This window comes from Metabacillus fastidiosus NBRC 101226, from assembly GCF_001591625.1.
Lineage (GTDB): Bacteria > Bacillota > Bacilli > Bacillales > Bacillaceae > Metabacillus > Metabacillus fastidiosus.
In genome coordinates this window covers 1-20675 of record NZ_BCVG01000069.1, presented here as the reverse complement: position 1 = coordinate 20675, position 20675 = coordinate 1, and the positions used below count along the sequence as shown (strand labels likewise).

Here is a 20675-nt window from a genome sequence, read left to right as displayed (position 1 = left end):
CTTACTGCCCGTTAAGGCTGGGATAAAGGAACAATACGAATTAGCCATTCTCAAAATAAGCTAAGATCTCATTTGGAAAATTCTATATAAATCATAAAATTTGAATGCTATAATCTAATTGTAAACTAAAGGAATCATTTTCATCTCATGTCTTACTTCCATGGCTATAAAATTATGCACAATCATTTAGGAGGAATTAAAATGACTCGAATCATTATTTCGCCAAGTAAGTACATTCAAGGACCTAATGAGCTTGAAAAGATTGCTTCATACACTAAAAAGCTCGGAAATCATGCATTCATTATTGCCGATGATTTTGTTATGGGGTTAACAGGTGAAACAGTTACAGGAAGTTATCGTGAAACAGAAAGCAGTTATACGTTTGAAAGATTTAATGGAGAATGTTCAAAGCAAGAGATTAATAGATTAAAAGAAATTTGCGAGTCAGTAAATGGCGATATCATTGTAGGTATCGGCGGCGGTAAAACAATTGATACGGCAAAAGCAATTGCTCATTACATTAATAAACCAGTCATTATCGCACCGACGATTGCTTCAACAGATGCACCAACAAGCGCTCTTTCTGTTATTTATAATGAAAGCGGTGAATTTGAGGAATATCTCTTTCTCCCGCTAAATCCGACTTATGTTATCGTTGATACAAGTATTATATCCGCTGCTCCGGCACGCCTTCTCATTGCCGGAATGGGCGACGCACTTGCAACATATTTCGAAGCCCGTGCTTGTAAAAAGGCGAATAAACTTGCGATGGCTGGGGGTCTTGCAACAGAAGCAGCAATAACACTTGCAGAGCTATGCTATGATACATTAATAAGTGAAGGCTTAAAAGCAAAACTTGCGGCAGAAAACAATGTTGTTACAGAAGCAGTCGAAAAAATTATTGAAGCAAACACATATTTAAGCGGAATCGGCTTTGAAAGCGGCGGATTAGCTGCTGCACATGCAATACATAACGGCTTAACCGCTTTAGAAGAAACACATCATATGTATCACGGCGAAAAAGTAGCATTCGGTACACTAACACAGCTCGTATTAGAAAACGCACCACTAGAAGAGATCGAAGACGTTATTTTCTTTTGCCAAAGTGTCGGATTACCAACAACATTAACTGAGCTGGGCATCATAAATATAGATGAAACTAAAATCCAAAAAGTAGCTGAGCTGGCATGCGCAGAAGGAGAAACGATTCATAATATGCCATTTCATGTCACTTCTAGTAAAGTATATGCGGCTATTTTAACAGCAGATAAGTTTGGGCAGCTGTACAAATAATGAAAGAAGAGAAAATTAGTGCGAGAATGCTAATTTTCTCTTCTTTTTGCTTTAATACAAATTAAAGTCTAATAACTTTTAATCGATGTTTCACATAGTCTCCTAAAGGTTAATATATAAATGAAAGCAAATAAACAGAATGAGAACAAAAAGAAAGGATGAAGAGGAAATGGAAAAAACACAGGATTTGCATAAAACAAATGAGGAAGTAGAAGAAACAGGCAAATATGTATGTGCCGCAGGAGAAGTAAAAGAACTTCAAAAAGGCGAAAAATTTCCAAATTGTCCAAAGAGTGATAAACCGACTACATGGAGACATACAGATCATGTGCATAAGACTGGTGAACAAGTAACAGAATCTGGTCAATATGTGAATGAAGGCGGCGTACATGTAGACTTAAAAGAAGGAGATACATTCCCAAGCTGTCCGAAATCAGGAAAGTCTGTTACTTGGAAACATAGTGGACATACACATCATTAAACGAATAAAACAGAGAGCTGCCAAAAATAATAAGCTCTCTGTTTTTCTATATTTATATTATTTTCTTATTCAAAGTTTATAAATGGTTTACTGAAGTCTTCGTTCTTATAATCATTATCCATCTTCCATTGATCATCTCCGACTTTTTTCAGCTGAAGTTCAATCGTTACATCCTCATCAGAAGGCTGCACATTTTTAAATTCATCTGCCATCGTTTTAAAAGCAAGCTTTTGAACATCAAGCTCTGAAGCATTTGGATTACTTGTTATAAAATCTTGTGCTTTTTCCTCCACAACAGGCTTTAATACACCAGCTTCAAGCGGCTTAGCTGTTACTTCTACAATTGCTGTGTCCTTTGAAATAGATTTCGTAACTATTTTTGTCGGAACCTTCTCATGCGTTGCTGATCTCATTACCGCAATGAGATTTTTAAGGCCAGCTTCATCCACTTCTCCTAAAACAGAAGGGCCGGTAAGTGCCTTCATTAAGCCTTCATCAAACGCTTTGAGATTTTCTTCTTTATTGTCCCCCGTCCATTTTTCGAAATTCGGATTATCTTTTCCGTAATAGAAGACATCTATGTACGCTTGAACTGAATTAGAAGGATATTGAAGTTTTTCAACGGTTTTTAATAGTTTTTCATCACTTCCATCAATTTCAAATTTAACCGTTTTCTCCTCCTGTAGACCTTCAATAAAAGGATGTACTATATAAATCAGTTCAAATTTACTCCCTTTATCCACAACATAAAAGAGGCTTCCATTTATTTTTTTACCTGCTGCTACACTAGTACCACTGAATCCTTCCTTATAGTCTTCAGGATCATAACTTTCTAATTTCGTATCGTTACTGTAAAGCTCAAAATGAGATTCGCTTACACTGACAGATTCTTTTCCTTTATTTTTAAGTGAGAAATCTATTTTTAATCCAAGCTGTCCCTCTTCAGCATCTGCACTTTCCGACGGAAGCTGATATTCTATATTCCCTAGCTTTATTTCAACATTTTTCGTATTCTCTTCATTTCCCTTCACTACCTCTTTAACAGTTCCCGAATTAGAACAAGCAGATACAGCAGCTGCTAAGACAAGCAATAAGGCAACAATGAAAAATCTTTTTAATACCATTTTTCTCCTCCTAAATTAAAAGTTTTTATGTATAAAATAGCAATATATCTATAATAGCTTCCAAACCATAATTTGGAATGAGAAAAATATACTATTTATCTTCTGTATCCTTTTAAAGAAATAGGTATATTAGAATATAAGCTAAATTAATAAAAAAGAGAGATGCATTCAGCATCCCTCCTTCTAATTCGTCCTTACTTTCCGAATATTTTTCACTATTTTTTTCGCATAAACAGCCGTCCCAAAAACGAGCATAATAAGAACGAGCTGTGGAATAATTGTTTCTGCCGTTGGATATAAACCGATCATTTCAATATAAGGGATTGCTTGGAAATGATGAATCGGTATCGTATTTGCGACTTGCAATGCATGGACACTTACGCCGATCATTTTAAATGCTAATACATAAATAAGCCATGCTGCAATAATAAAAAACGGACGTAGTGCAATTTTCGTGCTGTAGCGAATGACGATAAATCCAAAAACAGCCAATATGATAATGGCGATGCCAATTCCAAGTATGAGCTCCTTCACTGACATTAAAGGTGCTAAACCAGCATAGAAAATAATCGTTTCTGCTCCCTCACGAAAAATAGAAAGAAAGCTTAATGTTGTAATCGAAAATAAACTTCCTTTTGCAATTGCTTTGTTCAGGTTTTCATTCATAAAATGGTTCCAATGATGGATATTTGTCTTTGTATGGAGCCATGCACCGACAGTGAACATCATAATAACAGCAATAAGACCGATGATTCCTTCTAAGTATTCCCTACTTGTTGCCGCGGTAACTTGAGAGAAAAAGAGGTTAATACAAACAGCAAGGATAGCACTTGCAGCAATTCCTCCAACCACACCGCTCCACACCCAAATTTGTTTATCTCCATTATTTGTTTTTCTTAGAAAAGCGACAAGACCTGCGATAATGACTAATGCTTCAATTCCTTCTCTAAATAAAATGAGGAATGAATCAACGAATGAATAATTCGTTTTTCCTGCAATCAGCTTAAGATCTTTATATAAATCAGCTACGATTGTGTCTGCTTTATCTAATTCTTTATGATCCGAACTAATCAAACTAATCGCTTTTGGAACTTCGTTTTCCATTCGGTTGTATAAAGCCTGGTCTTTTGTCCTTACTTCTCCTTCAACCGCCGGCCAAATGAGAAGTATTTTATTTAAGTTTTCCATCGCTTCATCGGCTTTATTATCAGCTAGAGCCTCGTCGCTTTTTTCTAGCAGCTGAATAACATCTTCTAATTTATAATTACTGGATGTCTGCTTCACCACTTTTCCAGTTAAGAAATGATTGAATGCTGTTTTTAACTGATTAATGCTGGAAAGTGCCTTCTCTTTAGTTGGTGGTGTCTCAGCAAGAGCAATTCGAACAAAGGCAACCCCAGTTTCGATTTCACCGTAAGAGGCAATGTTCTGTGTCCGGACAATTGTTTCATTTTCTGTCCATTTTGTTAAAAATTGTCCGAATTTTTTCTCCGCCTCATCGAAATTCCCTGCATTTACTTCATTTTCAATATTTGTAACAAGAGGCAGTAGCTGTTTAATTTTCTCTTTTTCCTGTTTATCATTAACTGGGGACTGTTCTTTTTCATAGAGAACTAATCCCTTTGATAAAGTCGATAAATACTCTGTTACATGAACAGAGTCTTCTTTAGCCAGCTGTTCATTCAATTGCTTTAACGTTTTATCTACTTTATCCGCTTGTTCGCTATTTTCTTTTTCAATCTTTTCCCATCCATGTTGGAAATTAGCGACATGCTCTTTTACTGCATTTTGATCTCCTGCTTTTGCTTTCATTAATGCATCGCCAATTTCAATATATAAATCATCCAAATTTTCCGCTCCTAAGGCAGGTGGAATGACTAATAAATTAAATATAAGAAAGATTGCAAAACTTAGTGCACTTATTTTTTTCATTTTTCCATCTCCTAGTTAAAACAATGTTTCCCCTATAAATCCACCTTTTTTCACACCAGGTAAACAGGCGAAAACAGCACTTCCTTTATGGACGATGTATTCATTTAATTTATCCATCTGTGCTAATCTCTGCTGCATTGGGACAAATTGTTTACTAGGCTTGCGCTGATAGCTCATAAAAAACAACCCTGCATCAAATGTTCCAGTTTTTAAATCCATTCCGTCAGCATAGGAATATGCTCTCCGTAAAATTTGTTCTTTCCCTTTTCCATGTGCAACACGAACATGAGATGTTTTCGGAATAACATATTGTCCGTTTTCATTCTTCTCTTCTAAATCAACTTGATCAAATTCATTTTTTTTACTAAGTGGTGCACCGCTGTCACGATGGCGCCCAAATGTTTCTTCCTGATCTTTTAATGTCGTTCTGTCCCACACTTCAATGAACATTTGGATTCTTCGGACGACTAAATAAGAACCGCCAATAAGCCAGTTCGGCCCGTCACCGCGCTGTACCCATACTTGTTCATTTAACTCTTGTTTATCCTTTAAATTCGGATTGATTGTTCCATCTTTGAAACCGAATAAATTACGTGGTGTTTCATTTTTTCCACTCGATTGCTTAGAACGTAAAAATCCCGATTGTGTAAAGTGAAGCACTGCTTTTCCTCGGGCAATGCGTACTAGATTTCTAACAGCGTGGAAAGCAACTTGCATATCATCACTGCATGCCTGAATACAAATATCACCGCCGGTCCATCTTTCTTCCAATGCATCCAGAGGAAATTTCGGTAAATCTTTTAATTCAGCAGGTTTCTTATGAAGCAGCCCAAATCTGTCTTTTCCTTCTTTTTCAAAGAGAGTTGGACCAACACCAAATGTAATCGTTAAATTAGAAGCAGAAAGCCCTGCAACTTCTCCCGTATCATCAGGTGGCAGTAACCCATTTTTTGCAGGCTGTCCAATCGCCTCACCAGATGTCATTGCAACTGCTGCTTCCGTCCATTTTTTAAAAAGAGAGATAAGATCAGCTTTATTAGAAGTTGTTATATTAAGTGACGCAAAATAAAGATGATTTTGCTGTTCTGTCGTAATTCCTGCTTGATGTGTACCGTAAAAATTAATTTTATTCTTCGAATTATTTTTCCCTAATATATCAGGAAATTGATCTGTAAGTGCAAGAGCACTGCCAACTCCGCTGGTTGCAAGAAGAACTCCTGCACCTCCTAAACCGATCCCTTTTAATAAACTTCTCCGTGACACTTGTTTCGTTAAATAGTCTGGTAGCTGATCATCTTTCACTTTTTATCCCTCCGTTACTACTCCTAACTGTGAAAGCGGTTCTGCAAGCTCATTAATCGCTTGGCTTAACTGCTTTACTTCTTCCTCTTTTAAATCTGTATATAAAATGTAGCCATCATCTTTTTTATATTTATTAAGCAGACTATATAATGCATTAAAACGATCTTCAATTTCTTTTGCTAATTGCTCGTCCTGTTTTTCAAGCTCCGGCTTTAATAATTTGAAAATTTCTTCTGCACCTTCTACATTCGCTACAAAATCATATAAATCTGTATGAGAATAGCGATCCTCTTCCCCAGTCACTTTTGATGTCGATACTTCATTTAATAAATCAACAGCTCCTGTAATAAGAAGATCTGGTGTTACTTCTACCGTTTCTACTTTTGCACGTAAAAGTTTTACATCTTTTATTAACTGCTCCGCATATTTTTCATAGCCTTTTGTAGTGTTATCAACCCAAAGACCTTTCTCAATTCGATGATAGCCTGTCCATTCCGCTTCATCTACATCTCCTTCACGAGCATCAATTTTAGGGTCTAAATCAGCAAATACTTCAGCAATAGGCTCGGAACGCTCATAATGCATCCGTGCTGGTGCATAAAGCTCCTTTGCTTTTTCAATATCTCCAGAAATAACAGCATTTGCAAATGCTTCTGTCTTTGTTACAAATTCATCAATTTCACCGATTGCATATGCACGATAACTTTCAGATACTTTATTTAATTCATCTGTATTACTTTTACTAACTGTCTCCTGTTGTTCCGTCCCCTTTTCATTTGTACAGCCAAATAATAGACTGCTAGACAGCAGTAAAACAGCAGGTAATTTATATTTATTCATCGTAATAACATCTCCTATGACTTATATTCAGTAATGATTTTCATTATCATTACTTTATTATAGTTTTTTTTGAGATATTATCAATATTTTTCGTCATTTAACGACAAAAAACGAGGAGAGTTCCCTAAAAGGATACTGATAGTTCTCTTTTTACTAAAACTAGGATATTATTTCCTTATGTTAATATGAACATAGGGAGGATGATTTCATATGGCAAAAAGAAAAATTGTTATTACACATGATCTCCAAGATGAACAATTACAACGTATAAAGGAAATTGCAATAGATTGGGATATTATTAGCAGCAGAGATGAAAATATTTGGCTGGATCATATAAAAGATGCTGAAATTATCGTTGGCTGGAAAAAGGAAATCGCAGAGCATGCTATTCAGCCTAATTCACAGCTTCGCTGGTTTCAGTCATGGAGTGCAGGGATTAATAAACTTCCTCTGGAATCATTTAAAGAACTCAATATTTTACTGACAGGTGCAAGCGGCGTCCATGCATATCCCGTGTCAGAAACTATTTTCGCACTCATGCTCGCCTTAACAAGAAAAATTGATACATATGTAAAAAATCAGAGAGAGAAAAAATGGCATCATTCAGGACTAAGCTTAGAAATGCATGAGAAAACAGTTGGGATTATCGGGGTTGGGGCTATTGGAAAAGAAACAGCGAAAATTGCAAAAGCATTCGGAATGCGGGTATTAGGTGTAAGACAATCTGGAAAAAGGGAAGAATATGTTGATGAAATGTTTAAGTTAGGCGAATTAGATTCTATCATACCGGCTTGTGACTACATCGTTATTACACTTCCATTAACAAAAGAAACATATCATTTATTCGGTGCCCAACAATTTCAATTAATGAAGAAATCTGCTTTTTTCATTAATATTGGCCGCGGTAATATCGTTGTTGAACAAGAACTTATTAAGGCTCTTCAACAAAAGGCTATTGCTGGGGCAGGTCTTGATGTATTCGAAAAAGAACCGCTTTCGGAAGATAATCCACTTTGGAATTTAGAAAACGTTATTATTACACCACATTCATCAGGCTCAACAGAACATTATACTAAAAGAGTAATTGAAGATATTTTTATTCCTAATTTACAGAGCTACTTAGCTGGAGAAACACTTCCTATTAATCTGATTAATTATGAAAAAGGGTATTAAAAAATTCAGATATGAAACTTAGCCCCCCATTCCCCATTTTAATATAGGAAGGGGGTTGATTTTCCTTATGATTTATATAAATCACGCTTCAAGGAGAGAAACAATTGAAACCTAAATCAATTATTATATCTATTATTTTATCCGTCACTTTCTTTTTAATATTTTCACCGTTTTTAATTAAACTGACAGCCTACTTGCATCCGATCGTATTAGCTGTCGTCTTTCTATGTTTATTTATCGTTACTCTCTTTATTGTTTTATATATCCGTAAAGAGTCCATTTCTATTTCATTTAAAGTATTAAGAACAGGATTGATTATATATTCAATTGCTCTTATTATTTTGCTGTTTTTCCGTCCAAATGATCAAACTTATAATTCCATTAATCTTATTCCATTTGCGACTGTATCCTTTTATTTAGCGGGAAAGGTAAATTTCCTTGTTGCCTTTTATAATCTTACCGCAAATATCGGTCTGTTCATTCCTTATGGGATCTATTTCATGTTAAAAAAGAGAAGATACGAAATTCTTATCCTGCTGCCGCTTCTTTCTATCGTATCTATCGAATTATTACAGTTTGTCACAAATAGAGGGAGCTTGGATATTGATGATCTTATTTTAAATATGATTGGGGTTTTTACCGGATATTTATGTTTTCCTCTTTTTAAAAAAATTATAATTGTGAACAATGTAAGTGGATAATAGAAACTAATATTCGGCATTAAAGAGCGGTATTAATTAAGAAATAGATATAGGAAAGACTTTTCCTTTGCCATTGCTCGGTTAAAGAAGAAATTTACTCATCAAAAATTTCCAAAAGGCGCTGTCCGATAAGTCCCTAATAAGTTTTAAAAGCTGAAAGGCCCAAAAGGGTTGATTTTTACCCTTTTGGGACATCCTACTAAAATATTATTCATCTAAATTAGAAATAATAATAACAACACGGCGATTTTTCTTTCGTCCTGCTTCTGAATCATTTTTTGCAATAGGTTTAAATTCACCGTAACCGACAGCCGTAAATCTTGAGGCTTCGATATTTTCTTTATTTGCTAAATAATCAATTACACTTATAGAGCGGTCTGTTGACAGCTGCCAGTTTGATTTAAATCTCTCATTTGAAATAGGAATATTATCAGTGTAGCCTTCCACGATCATTTGATTTTCCATTTTCGCCAACAATGGAGCAATATCCGTTAAAAATCCCTTCGCTCCATCCAATAAATTAGCCTGTCCTGATTCAAACAGCATTCTTTCTGGAAGAACAAGCTCAATTCCCCGCTTCGTCTTATTTGCAAAAAGCTCATTTTGTAGCCCGTTTTCTTTTGAAAATGTTTCTACAAAGGACATAACTGCCTGCTCTTTTTCTTCCAGTTTTTTTAATTCCTCTAGCTTTTTCTGTTCTTCCTCTGTAATAGAAATTTCATCTTCCCCATCTTTATCTTTTGTGCCTACTGACTGCTGAAATTCATTAACAGGACGGTCTTTAAACGATTGGACCGTTTTTTGTAAACCTTCTTGAGAAATATCTGAAAATGATATGAGGACAATAAATAAAACTAAAATAATCATCATTAAATCAGAAAAAGTGACGAGCCAATTCGGACCGCTTTCTTCAGGATGTTTACTATTTTTATCGAATTTCATTGTGCGCCTCCTGTTTTAAGCGCTCACCTAACTGGGGGGAAAGAATAGACTCCAATTGTTCCTTTAAAATAAATGTATTTTGATTTTCTTTAATGTTCAAAAGCGCCTTTATAATGATTTCACGTTTGAAAATCTCCTCTTCGCTTAAACGGTACAGCTTATTTGCAATCGGGGTAAATACAAGATAAGCGAGTAACACTCCATAAAATGTCGTAACAAGTGCAACTGCAATAGCAGGACCGATCTCAGCAGGGTTTTGAATATTTTGCAGCATAATAATAAGTCCAATAATTGTTCCAACCATTCCCCATGCCGGAGCCATTTCTCCTGCTTTGTAAAAAACACGATAGCCTTGTTCATGACGGCGTCTAAGCGCATCAATTTCTGTTGACATAATTGATTCAACCATTTCCGAAGAAAGCGGACTTAACACGAGATTAATTCCTTTTTTAATAAAAGGATCTGAAATATGCTTCGCCTCATCCTCAAGTATTAAAAGGCCTCTATCATTATTTTCTTTCGACTTTCGTGATAATTCAATAAGCGTATCAACAAGCTCTTTTAAATTAAGCTCCGGTCTCCTGAATACATGTGAAACAACAGCAATTGCTTTTCCAATCTCTTTTCCTCCAAATCCAACGAGAAGGGAACAAAAAACCCCTCCTACCACAATAACAAAGGAAGAAACACTAATAAATGCGAGTAACGCATCTTTTCCGCCTACAAAATAAATACTAATATAAATTAGAATAAACCCCAAAATAATACCAAAAGGGGTTAAAAAATCTTGCCTTTTCATTATTTCTCTCCTTCATAAAATAGTATAAAAGGATTATTACCAATCCTACTAAATCACTATATCAAACTTCTAAACAATTTTAAACAAATAATGAAAGCGATGCCAATTTTAAAAGTCGGTCTTAAATATAATTTCCTCTTCCAATATATATAGATAACTATTATTTTTCTAATATAATATAAAAAGAGAATTAACTATATATTTAAAGCCTTGATATGTATTCATAAAACTTAGTACCACATGCGATCAAATTTTAATAAAGACAATGTTAGGAAACGTTCAATAGAATGTAATCATGCAGTTCTTTCCCATACAAAAAGACCTGTGAATAATCACAGGTCTTCTATTAATCAATTAGATTTTCATAACTGCGCCAGTGTTAGCAGATGTTACAAGCTTAGAGTAGCGTGCTAAATAACCAGTTTTAACTTTTGGTTCGAAGCCTTTCCAGTTTGCTTTACGTGCTTCCCATACGTCTTCTGGAACTTGTACGTCCATTGTGCGCTTGTCGATATCGATAACGATATGGTCGCCGTTTTCAACGAATGCAAGCGGTCCGCCTTCAGCAGCTTCTGGTGAAGCATGTCCGATTGAAAGTCCGCGTGATGCACCTGAGAAACGTCCGTCAGTAACAAGAGCCACTTTTGGTCCAAGACCCATACCAACGATTTGTGAAGTTGGTGCAAGCATTTCAGGCATACCTGGTCCACCTTTTGGTCCTTCATAGCGGATAATTACAACATGACCTGCTTTTACTTCGTCATTTGCAATTCCTTCTAATGCCTCTTCTTGTGATTCAAATACGATTGCTGGACCTTCATGGCGTGTAATTCCGTTTTGAACACCACCAGTTTTAATAATCGCACCGTCTGGAGCAAGATTACCGAATAATACAGCAAGTCCACCTTTTTCAGTATATGGTTTATCAATTGGATGAATAACATCATAATCTTGTACTTCACAGCCAGCGATGTTTTCACCAAGTGTTTTACCTGTTACTGTTAACGTATCAAGATGAAGCGCGCCTTCTTTTTTCGATAATTCGTATAATGCTGCAGATACTCCGCCTGCTTCATGTAAATCTTCAATATGATATTCTGAAGCTGGTGCTAATTTAGAAAGATGCGGTACGCGCTCTGCTACTTCATTAATTCTTTCAAGCGGGTAATCAATACCTGCTTCATTTGCAAGTGCAAGTGTATGCAGAACTGTATTTGTTGAACCGCCTAATGCCATATCAAGTGCGAATGCATTGTCGATTGCTTTTTCTGTAACGATATCAAGCGGTTTAATATCGTCTTTAATTAAGTTCATTAATTGTTTTGCAGATTTTTTAACGAATTCTTTACGTTCTGGTGCAACAGCTAAGATTGTTCCATTTCCAGGAAGTGCAAGGCCTAATGCTTCAGCAAGACAGTTCATTGAGTTTGCTGTGAACATACCTGAACATGATCCACATGTTGGACAGCCGAATTGCTCTAATTCTTCTAATCCTTTTTCATCTAATTTACCAGCTTGGAATGCACCAACACCTTCGAATACAGATGAAAGAGAGATTTTCTTACCATTGCTGTCAACTCCGGCTTTCATCGGACCACCGCTGACGAAAATAGTCGGGATATTTACACGCATTGCTGCAAGCATCATCCCTGGTGTAATTTTGTCACAGTTTGGAATACAAACCATTCCGTCAAACCAGTGTGCAGATACAACTGTTTCAACAGAGTCAGCGATAATTTCACGGCTTGGTAATGAGTATCTCATACCGATATGCCCCATCGCGATTCCATCGTCAACACCGATTGTATTCATTTCAAACGGAACACCGCCCGCTTCACGAATTGCTTCTTTTACTATTTTTCCGAATTCTTGTAAATGAACATGTCCTGGAACAATATCAATATATGAGTTGACAACCGCGATAAACGGTTTACCAAAGTCCTCTTCTTTAACACCGGCAGCACGAAGTAAACTTCTATGTGGCGCACGGTCAAATCCTTTTTTAATCATGTCACTACGCATTTTAGCCAAGATAATCCCTCCATTTATCATGTCTTACATTAATCTCTTTCTCAAAAACACGAAAAATAATTACTTACTTATTGTAACATTTTTTTTAGTATAATTATAAATTAAACCTCTTTTTTTTCATTATGTAAAGGGAAACTTGACGAAATCTGTCACATTCTCAAGAAATTTTTCATAAAATTTTATATTTTACAATAATTATCCTCGCTACTCATATTCCTTAGTGGGACACGCATAAAATAATGGTAAAACAAAGTAAGGAGCCTTAGGAATGAAAAAAATAATCACTTTACTTTTTATCCTTACAATTATTGTATTTGTCTCATATTTTGAATCGTCTGAAAAGGAATATGTCACGAGTTTTCCTGCTTTTTCTAGTGAAGGTTCTACTGTTACAACTGCAGTTGAATCTGATAAAGAAAAACTTTCTCTTCCTGTTTTAGAAAAAAAATTAGTCGGCAGCACGTATATTGATGGCTACGAAGTAGAAGTATATCGTGAATATGAAGTATACAAGGATGAAGACGGAGAGATTATAGAAAGTATTCCTACTTCTAATTATAATTATTTACGTTATAAAGAATAAAAAAATAACTGCTGGGATCCCAGCAGTTATTTCTCTTCTCGTTTATTATAATCGTATAATGTTGGATCCACTGTTTTAAACCCTTCCGGTGTGTAAAAACGTAGTAAATCCCCATATACTGTTTTATCTGATAAGCGAAGCTTCGTTTCAGCTACTTCTTCACTTTGTTTTATATCCTCATTTGCTTCTATTAATAAACCTGTTTTTGTATCATAATATTTACCATCTACCGCCGTTACTTCAGGTGTCACGAAATTACCGTTGCGGAATGGAACAATCTCACTATGTTCGGAAGATAGTAAGTCTGTCCCGAATTGAATGTAATCTTTCGTATCAATTCCTAGTAAGTGCATCACTGTAGGGCGAACATCGACTTGACCGCCATACTGTGACTGGATACCGCCTTTTACACCTGGAACATGAATAAATAATGGTGTTTCTTGCAACTGTGCACTTTCAAAAGGTGTAATTTCTTTTCCCATTACTTTTTCCATTGCTGCATTATGATTTTCAGAAATTCCATAATGATCCCCATACATAACGACAACAGTATTATCATATAAGCCGGCTTCCTTTAAATCATTAAAGAACTCTTCTATTGCTTCATCCATATAACGGGCTGTTTGGAAATAACGGTCAACTGATCCATCACCTGTTGTATGCGGTTCAATCGTTGCTTCCTCTTCCGAAATCGGATATGGGAAATGGTTTGTTAACGTAATGAACTTAGAATAGAACGGCTGCTTCAAAGATGTTAAGAGCGGCATTGATTCTTTAAAGAAAGGTTTATCTTTTAAGCCGTAGTTAACGACATCCTGTTCATTCATATCATAGTATTCCGCATCGAAGAATTTTTCATAGCCCAATGCTTTATACATAACATCACGGTTCCAAAATGATTTATAATTACCGTGGAAAACAGCTGTTGTGTAACCTAATTGATCATAAATTGCTGGTGCTGCTTGGAATGTATTTTGCCCTTTTGTTGTAAAAACTGCACCTTGCGGCAATGGGAAAATGGAGTTTTCCATCATAAATTCTGCATCAGATGTTTTCCCTTGGCCTGTTTGATGGTAAAAATTATTAAAATAAAAAGTATTTCCATCATGTGCCAGCGAATTTAAGAAAGGCGTCACTTCCTCACCATTCAATTTATAATCAATAACGAAATTTTGTAACGATTCAAGCGATACATAGATTACATTCATCCCTTTTGCTTTTCCGAAATATTCAGGATTCGGACTCGCAAAATTCGCCTTTACGTAGTTCTCTACTTCCGTTATATCATTTGTATCTGCTAAAGCTCTCTGTGCTGATGATTTTGAGCTTTGAATCGCATCATAAATCGTATAGTTGTACATTCCTAAATATTTCACAATATAGTTGCGGTCAAATGTTCTCGTTAAAAGCTGCGGACGATCTGTTTCCGCTAAACCAAGATTTACTATGAACATAACGACTGCAGCAGTAAACACAGCAACAATAGTTTTGCGCTTCATTTTCACTTGCTGTGGTTTTACAAATTTAAATGAAACTAAAATAATTAGGAGTAGTGTATCAATAAAATATAAGAAATCATATGGATGCACAAGGGCACCGATACTTTGACCTAAATCACCAGCATTTTTCGTCTGAGTTAACGTAGGTACTGTAATAAAATCATTAAAAAAACGATAATAAACGATATTTGCATATAATAAAAAAGATAAAAGGAAATCAATAATTATAATCCAAATATACGATTTTTTCCCTTTTGCAAATAAACCGAATCCGAGAAATAGAAGTGCAGAACTTATAGGATTCATAAATAATAAAAATTTCTGCATCGTATTTTCAATACCTAAATTAAATTCAACATTATATACAGCATATGTCTTGATCCATAAAAGAAGAGCTGCAAATAAGAAAAAACCAAGCTGCTTATTTAAAACAGCACGACTGTTATTGAATAACTTTTGCAAACAAAATCACCTCTTGTAAAAATATTCTATTCAATGAAATATTTCTCAATCATTATATGAAAATCATAAATTCGCAATAAAATATATCATACTCCAAAATGGCTGAATGTCAATTTTTATTTAGCTAATGAAAGTGATATAATATGTCATATTATTAACAGAAAAGGATGACTTATGATGGAAATTACAAATGCAGTTTTAGAAGAAATCATTGATCCGACCGGCATACTTCAAGGAGAACGGTATGAAGTTATTTTGCAAGTAAATATTGATGAAGACGACGATATTTATACAGAAAATGGTATATATATAAAAGTAATTTACGCTGTTCAAGATGGTAAAGGAAAAATTGCTCAATATTATTTAATTGAAAATAAAACTGAGAAACATCTTGATTTTGCATTAGAAGAAGAGGAAGAAAAAATAATTGATGAATACTGCCAAAAACTGATTCAGGAATAAAAAGAGTAAAATAATTTCTTTTGCACATCATAATAGCGTTCGAAAATAAAGGGGGTATATAAAATGAACGTTAGAAGAGCAAAAGAAATCTCACAGCAAAGTGAAATTGTTGACGTATATTATAATGATGAAACTATTCTTATTCAAAATGTAAATGAAGCAGATGGCACTGCGAGAATTTATTCACGAAACAATCGTGAGAACGAACTTACTGTTCCTGTTTCAAGCTTAATGGAAAAGTAAAAAACTGCCGTAAAGGCAGTTTTTTACTTACTTATAATTTAATATCGTCTTTTATTTTATAGTCACCAGTGTTTTCTTCAACTGCGTTGAACTTTACTTTTGACCTTCTTCTAACGTTTAAAACCTTCACCAGTGATCCTACTGAAGTGAACGAATACATCGTTTTCCTCTTCTACTTCGATAAAGTGAATCTTCAGGCAACAGGGATGCGAATCTCCCCATTGATTATTAAATGAACTAATCGAGCGTTCCAGTTAGGCTCGATGCCTCAAATGGCTTGTTAACATAGTATATTAATAAAAAGTTTGCTCACTAAGCAAATAATAATTCAATTATCATAAAGATTACCGGCAAAATGGTGAGTAAATAATCTTACAAATATGTGAATCATATCGCTTCATAACTTAAAATTTATTTTATCATTTTTGCAAATAGAAATACTAACGACTTCTTCTAAAAATCAAAACAACGAAAGCCCTACCTCTCTTCCGTCCTTGTGGCTCCGAAGCCACGCCAGTGTGAATTGCTTGTGTTCACTTAGGCTTTAAATTTCTTAAATTAAATAAGCAGTATCTGTAATATTAAATGATTTTCCCAGTAAAGTCAAGATATTACATTCTTTATTTATATGTAACATTAAGGCTGGGATAAATAATTATCCCCCGCTAACTGGAGGTATAAGAGCAATTACATCATTTTCTTCAATAATATCTTCATCCGTTGCATAATTCTCATTAATCGCAATCATGACATTTTGTAATGATGACAGGCGTGTTTCATTTTCTAACGAATTTCTCAACTCTTTTACAGAAAGCCCTGCCGCTTGCATAAATAAATGATCTTTCCCTGCTGCTTCTTGTAAATAAGCAAATAATAATACTTTATTCATCATTTCAGCTCCTCGTTTGCATATGGATTATGTTCCAATTGGTCACCAATCCACATCTCCCCATCTTCCCAAATTTCTTTTTTCCAAATTGGGACGAGTTGCTTTATCCTTTCAATCGCATATTCATTCGCTTCATATGCATCGCGGCGATGCGGAGTAGAAACTGCAATAACAACAGCAATATCAGAAATTTCAAGCTTGCCGACACGATGGGTAATCGCCACTTCTGCTTCTGCCCACCGCTTCTTAATTTCCGTACCAATTTGTGCGAGCATTTTCACAGCCATCGGCTCATATGCGACATATTCTAACGATAAAGTTCTTTTCCCTTTTGTAAATTCTCTTACTATACCGGTAAAAGTTGTAACAGCACCTGCTTCTCTCTTAAACACCTTCTTCGATACAGCTTCGATGGAAATCGCTTCATGGACAATTTCAAATAATGTTTCCATCATTTACAGCACCCCACTTAAAATTCAGTTCAAATATTTTACTATTGTCATCAAAATAAAAATACAGGAAATAATCTATCCTATCTTTTTAATGACTATATTAACTCCATAGCGGCTTTTAATGTTTTTCTCACTATTTTTGCTTGAAATTATTCTCCCCATGGATCAGGACATCCTGTTTCTTCTCCTAAAAGTAAAACATCTACTTCCCATCCAATTTCATATCCTCTCGTACTACCGGGTAAAACAATAAGACAATCTGCTTCTGCAAGAGAGCTTACAGCATTTGACTTATCAAGTCCAACCGGATTCACTATTAATTTTCCATTTTCAAATTCTAGTTTTCCACGAATGAATCTAGCAAATGAATTTGGCTGCACAAACGAAGCTCCAAGTATTGCACTTATTTTTTGTAAATGGGGTCTTTCTGAAAAAAGATATGTGCGGACGATTGGTCTTACAAATAATTCAAAACCAACATAACACGCGGATGGATTCCCTGATAGACCGAATAATAATTTTCCGTCTAGCTCAGCAACAGTAGTAACACTTCCTGGTCTCATTCCAACTTTATTAAATAAAACAGCTGCACCTAATTTTTCATAAATAGCTGGCAAATAATCATAATCACCAACAGATACACCGCCAGTTGTTATTAAAAAATCTACCCCTTCAACCTTTTCTTTTATGAAAGAATAACATTGGTCAAAATTATCAGCTAATTTCCCGAAATAGACAGGCTCCGCACCGCTTCGAACAACTTGTGAAATCATCATATATGCGTTACTATTACGAATTTTCCCCGGCTTTAATTCATCTCCCACTTCAAGCAGCTCACTGCCAGTTGCAATAATCCCGATTTTTGGACGTCTTGCAACTCGGACATTTGCATAGCCAAAAGTAGCTAAAAGAGCAACAATCCCCGGATTTATGTATGTTCCTTTTTGTATTAGAGAGGTTCCTTTTTCCACATCTTCTGCCTGAAACGAAATATTATCACCTTTTTTATACTCATGGCTAATTGAAAAGAATGGCTGTCCATCTTTTTCATATTGTTTCGTTAGCTCAAGCATTATAACAGCATCACAGCCATCTGGAATTTGTGCACCAGTCATAATGCGGACAGCTTCATTTTCCCCGACTTTCCCATTGTAAACAGAGCCTGCTCCGATTTCAGTGATTACTCTAAATGCAACAGGGGTTTCCTTTTTCGCTCCGATAGAGTCTTGTGCCCGAATGGCAAATCCGTCATATGGTGAGCGATCAAACGGCGGAACAGCATGATCAGCAATTAAATCTTCTGCCAAATATCTTCCATAACTCTCATGAATAGAGACTGTTTCATGTTCCCCGGCAAGTGAAAAAGCCATTACTTTATTAATTGCATTTGAAACAGCAAGCGGTGTTCTTTTCTCCAAACCTGCTCCTCCTTATTAACTAATATTATCGTTCTCTATTACATTGTAAGCCATCATAATAATTAAAGACTAATTTCATCACTATAAACCTCTAATTCAGTAACATACTGAATGTTTATCCTTCGGGCTTATCACATCCTCAAATTACCTTATTTTCTAACTATGATATTTTTTACATTATTTTAACAAATTTAAAAGAATAAATTACTTCATTTCAAGACAAATTATGTAGAGGAGGTGGATAATTATGAAAAAAATTGGTGTAGAGCAATCATTATCAAACGTAACATCTGCCCTGCAGGAGAAAGGGTATGAAGTTATTACATTAAAAAATGAACATGACGCAAAAGGCTGTGACTGCTGTATAGTCACTGGGCAGGATACTAATGTGATGGGTATTCAAAATACTGTGACACCTGCTTCTATTATTTCTGCAGAAGGCATGACAGCTAATGAAATTTGTAACGAAGTAGAAGAAAGATTAAACCGCCAGCATTAAACAAAGCAGATGGAAGGTTAGATGAGGATGTCCCAAAAGGGTAAAAAACAACCCTTTTGGGACATCCTGCTGAAAGGCCCTGTAATGAAAATCCAATAAAATCAAGGATTTTGCAACAGAGCCTTTCAGCTTTTAAAATTTATTAGAGACTTATTGGACAGCCCTATCTAACCTTCCTGACATTTTAATAATAAAGGGCGTACTAGCCATTATTTTTATTTAACATTTTAATATGCTTATTTAATTGTTTTAAAATAGCCCTTCTTGTAAAAATACCTTCGAATACTTCTTCTTCATTTTGCACACAAACAAACGCGTGATTAATAACAAGTTCTAAGCCGCGTACGACGGGATCTTGTAAGGATAGTCTCGGGATATCACGATTCATTACTTCTTCTACTTTCATATGTTCAAGCTTTTCGAATTCGATACGTTCTAAGCCTAAAATGGAGTCCATAATCATATTTGTACCAATTAACCCATGTAGTTTAAATTGCGGATCTAATACAGGGATTGCTGTATAACCTGTTTTCGTTAATACTAAAAGGGCATGTTCTAAATTATTGCCAAGTTGAACATGTGCTACTTTATCTCCTGGAATCATTAAATCTTGGATTGCCGTACCAATCAACTCATCCGTTTGAACACTTATCATAAGCCGTTACTTCCTCTCTCTGAAAACTTTTGACCCAGCCAACCATTATGATATCATAAAGTAAGATCGCATTCATTATGATAAATGAAGCGCTTTCTTTTTTATTTTATCGTAAATAATGGGTATTAAGACCTCTCGTTGTAAAATTATGAGATAAAATGAAGAAATCTATATTAGCTTTCTCCTTTTAATAGAATATTAATTATACATACAAAAGTTCATCATATTAATGTATAAGTAAAATCGTTTTTTCCATAGAAAAACAGTACCCTAATAAGGAGTACCGTCAAACATATGTAGGCAAGTACTATTATTTCGTATACCGATTCGCATAGCTCGACGCCGCATAAGAATCCGGCTTAATTTTTGCTTCAATTCCCATCGCCCGAATTCTTCCTGTCATTTCATGAATCAAATCTTTCGTTATACCTTTTTTCCCAATGTCAAGATGGATTTCAAAAACTAAATCAGCTCCTTCATCTGTATAAGGAATGAGTAAGTCTGATAATCCAATTAAATAATCTGAAATCATATGAGCAGCGATTTCCTGACTGAGAGCTGTCTCTGTTGAAATTTTTTCACGCACACTAAAAATAGGCCGGTCAACATAGTAATTTCGTAAACATCCCCATGCACCTTTCCCAACTCTGTGCATATGAATGGCTGTTATAAATCTTGTTTCCCTCTGATGTACATGAGAATCTGTCCCAATTGATAAAATATATTCAGAACGCGGATCTTGTAAAATAAATGACTGAAGACGCTCATTTACTGTATCAAATGACATTTGACTTTCTGAAATATTATAAAAGGTTACATTCTCTCCCATGTCACACTCCCTTAAATTTCCGGCGTAAGATGAATAAAGTGAAACTTCCATCAGTGGGGTTTTTCC

Annotated in this window: 21 protein-coding genes and 1 pseudogene; 8 read left to right on the top strand and 14 right to left on the bottom strand. The window is 35.2% G+C overall.

The features are described 5' to 3' along the window. The first annotated feature begins 201 nt into the window (after positions 1-201). A complete protein-coding gene (locus BFA01S_RS15100) occupies positions 202-1293 on the top strand; it encodes a glycerol dehydrogenase (RefSeq protein WP_066232305.1) in 1092 nt (363 codons plus the stop codon). A gap of 169 nt (positions 1294-1462) precedes the next feature. Further along, positions 1463-1774 (top strand): hypothetical protein, encoded by a 312-nt coding sequence (locus tag BFA01S_RS15095; RefSeq protein ID WP_066232301.1) that lies wholly within the window; start codon positions 1463-1465, stop codon positions 1772-1774. A gap of 65 nt (positions 1775-1839) precedes the next feature. Here the strand turns inward: BFA01S_RS15095 and BFA01S_RS15090 are convergent, their stop codons facing one another. From BFA01S_RS15090 to efeO, 4 genes are all read right to left on the bottom strand, one after another. Then, positions 1840-2898 (bottom strand): DUF5105 domain-containing protein, encoded by a 1059-nt coding sequence (locus tag BFA01S_RS15090; RefSeq protein ID WP_066232299.1) that lies wholly within the window; start codon positions 2896-2898, stop codon positions 1840-1842. Between the two features lie 183 nt (positions 2899-3081). Next, on the bottom strand, positions 3082-4830 hold the full coding sequence (locus tag BFA01S_RS15085) for an FTR1 family iron permease (RefSeq protein ID WP_066232297.1): 1749 nt from the start codon (positions 4828-4830) through the stop codon (positions 3082-3084). Positions 4831-4845: 15 nt separating this feature from the next. Further along, entirely contained in the window at positions 4846-6132 is a 1287-nt protein-coding gene (gene efeB / locus BFA01S_RS15080; protein WP_066232294.1) for an iron uptake transporter deferrochelatase/peroxidase subunit, read from the bottom strand. Positions 6133-6135: 3 nt separating this feature from the next. Next, on the bottom strand, positions 6136-6972 hold the full coding sequence (gene efeO / locus BFA01S_RS15075; RefSeq protein ID WP_066232291.1) for an iron uptake system protein EfeO: 837 nt from the start codon (positions 6970-6972) through the stop codon (positions 6136-6138). 210 nt (positions 6973-7182) lie between these two features. Here efeO and BFA01S_RS15070 point away from each other — a divergent pair, with 210 nt between their 5' ends. After that, positions 7183-8145, top strand: coding sequence for a D-2-hydroxyacid dehydrogenase (locus BFA01S_RS15070; RefSeq protein ID WP_066232288.1), 963 nt, complete (start codon positions 7183-7185; stop codon positions 8143-8145). A 104-nt stretch (positions 8146-8249) separates the two neighbouring features. Then, positions 8250-8846, top strand: coding sequence for a VanZ family protein (locus tag BFA01S_RS15065; protein WP_066232286.1), 597 nt, complete (start codon positions 8250-8252; stop codon positions 8844-8846). Between the two features lie 207 nt (positions 8847-9053). Here BFA01S_RS15065 and BFA01S_RS15060 read toward each other — a convergent pair whose 3' ends face one another. The 3 genes from BFA01S_RS15060 to ilvD all read right to left on the bottom strand — a co-directional run bounded on the left by BFA01S_RS15060 (position 9054) and on the right by ilvD (position 12618). After that, positions 9054-9788 carry an OmpA family protein gene (locus tag BFA01S_RS15060; protein WP_066232283.1) on the bottom strand — a complete coding sequence of 245 codons (735 nt, stop codon included), beginning with the start codon at positions 9786-9788 and terminating at the stop codon, positions 9054-9056. Beyond that, the gene (locus tag BFA01S_RS15055) at positions 9775-10587 is read right to left on the bottom strand and encodes a motility protein A (RefSeq protein WP_066232280.1); all 813 of its coding nucleotides are present in this window, start codon (positions 10585-10587) and stop codon (positions 9775-9777) included. The genes BFA01S_RS15060 and BFA01S_RS15055 overlap by 14 nt, the downstream gene beginning before the upstream one ends. 354 nt (positions 10588-10941) lie before the next feature. Continuing rightward, positions 10942-12618, bottom strand: coding sequence for a dihydroxy-acid dehydratase (gene ilvD / locus BFA01S_RS15050; protein ID WP_066232277.1), 1677 nt, complete (start codon positions 12616-12618; stop codon positions 10942-10944). A 268-nt stretch (positions 12619-12886) separates the two neighbouring features. Here ilvD and BFA01S_RS15045 point away from each other — a divergent pair, with 268 nt between their 5' ends. Continuing rightward, positions 12887-13201: a hypothetical protein gene (locus BFA01S_RS15045; RefSeq protein ID WP_066232271.1), complete on the top strand. Its 315-nt coding sequence runs from the start codon at positions 12887-12889 to the stop codon at positions 13199-13201. Positions 13202-13227: 26 nt separating this feature from the next. On the opposite strand, the gene ltaS is transcribed toward BFA01S_RS15045, so the two are convergent. Next, the gene (gene ltaS, locus BFA01S_RS15040) at positions 13228-15162 is read right to left on the bottom strand and encodes a lipoteichoic acid synthase (protein WP_066232268.1); all 1935 of its coding nucleotides are present in this window, start codon (positions 15160-15162) and stop codon (positions 13228-13230) included. Positions 15163-15336: 174 nt separating this feature from the next. On the opposite strand from ltaS, the gene BFA01S_RS15035 reads away from it, so the two are divergent. Both BFA01S_RS15035 and BFA01S_RS15030 read left to right on the top strand, forming a co-directional pair. Further along, positions 15337-15624, top strand: coding sequence for a DUF6509 family protein (locus BFA01S_RS15035; protein ID WP_235843037.1), 288 nt, complete (start codon positions 15337-15339; stop codon positions 15622-15624). A gap of 63 nt (positions 15625-15687) precedes the next feature. After that, positions 15688-15867 carry an H-type small acid-soluble spore protein gene (locus BFA01S_RS15030; RefSeq protein ID WP_066232263.1) on the top strand — a complete coding sequence of 60 codons (180 nt, stop codon included), beginning with the start codon at positions 15688-15690 and terminating at the stop codon, positions 15865-15867. A gap of 31 nt (positions 15868-15898) precedes the next feature. Here BFA01S_RS15030 and BFA01S_RS23305 read toward each other — a convergent pair. The 4 genes and pseudogenes from BFA01S_RS23305 to BFA01S_RS15015 all read right to left on the bottom strand — a co-directional run bounded on the left by BFA01S_RS23305 (position 15899) and on the right by BFA01S_RS15015 (position 18626). Then, positions 15899-16121 (bottom strand): annotated as a pseudogene (locus BFA01S_RS23305) (cold shock domain-containing protein). Positions 16122-16522: 401 nt separating this feature from the next. Then, positions 16523-16756 carry a molybdopterin converting factor subunit 1 gene (gene moaD, locus BFA01S_RS15025; RefSeq protein WP_066232260.1) on the bottom strand — a complete coding sequence of 78 codons (234 nt, stop codon included), beginning with the start codon at positions 16754-16756 and terminating at the stop codon, positions 16523-16525. Next, positions 16756-17211 (bottom strand): molybdenum cofactor biosynthesis protein MoaE, encoded by a 456-nt coding sequence (locus BFA01S_RS15020; RefSeq protein WP_066232257.1) that lies wholly within the window; start codon positions 17209-17211, stop codon positions 16756-16758. Before BFA01S_RS15020 ends, moaD begins: the two co-directional genes overlap by 1 nt. 146 nt (positions 17212-17357) lie before the next feature. After that, the gene (locus tag BFA01S_RS15015; protein ID WP_169800489.1) at positions 17358-18626 is read right to left on the bottom strand and encodes a molybdopterin molybdotransferase MoeA; all 1269 of its coding nucleotides are present in this window, start codon (positions 18624-18626) and stop codon (positions 17358-17360) included. Positions 18627-18870: 244 nt separating this feature from the next. On the opposite strand from BFA01S_RS15015, the gene BFA01S_RS15010 reads away from it, so the two are divergent. After that, a complete protein-coding gene (locus tag BFA01S_RS15010) occupies positions 18871-19125 on the top strand; it encodes a YkuS family protein (protein ID WP_066232253.1) in 255 nt (84 codons plus the stop codon). 202 nt (positions 19126-19327) lie between these two features. Here BFA01S_RS15010 and cbpB read toward each other — a convergent pair whose 3' ends face one another. Then, positions 19328-19780 carry a cyclic-di-AMP-binding protein CbpB gene (gene cbpB / locus BFA01S_RS15005; protein WP_066232250.1) on the bottom strand — a complete coding sequence of 151 codons (453 nt, stop codon included), beginning with the start codon at positions 19778-19780 and terminating at the stop codon, positions 19328-19330. 310 nt (positions 19781-20090) lie between these two features. Next, entirely contained in the window at positions 20091-20609 is a 519-nt protein-coding gene (locus tag BFA01S_RS15000) for a ribonuclease H-like YkuK family protein (RefSeq protein ID WP_066232308.1), read from the bottom strand. Positions 20610-20675: the final 66 nt, after the last annotated feature.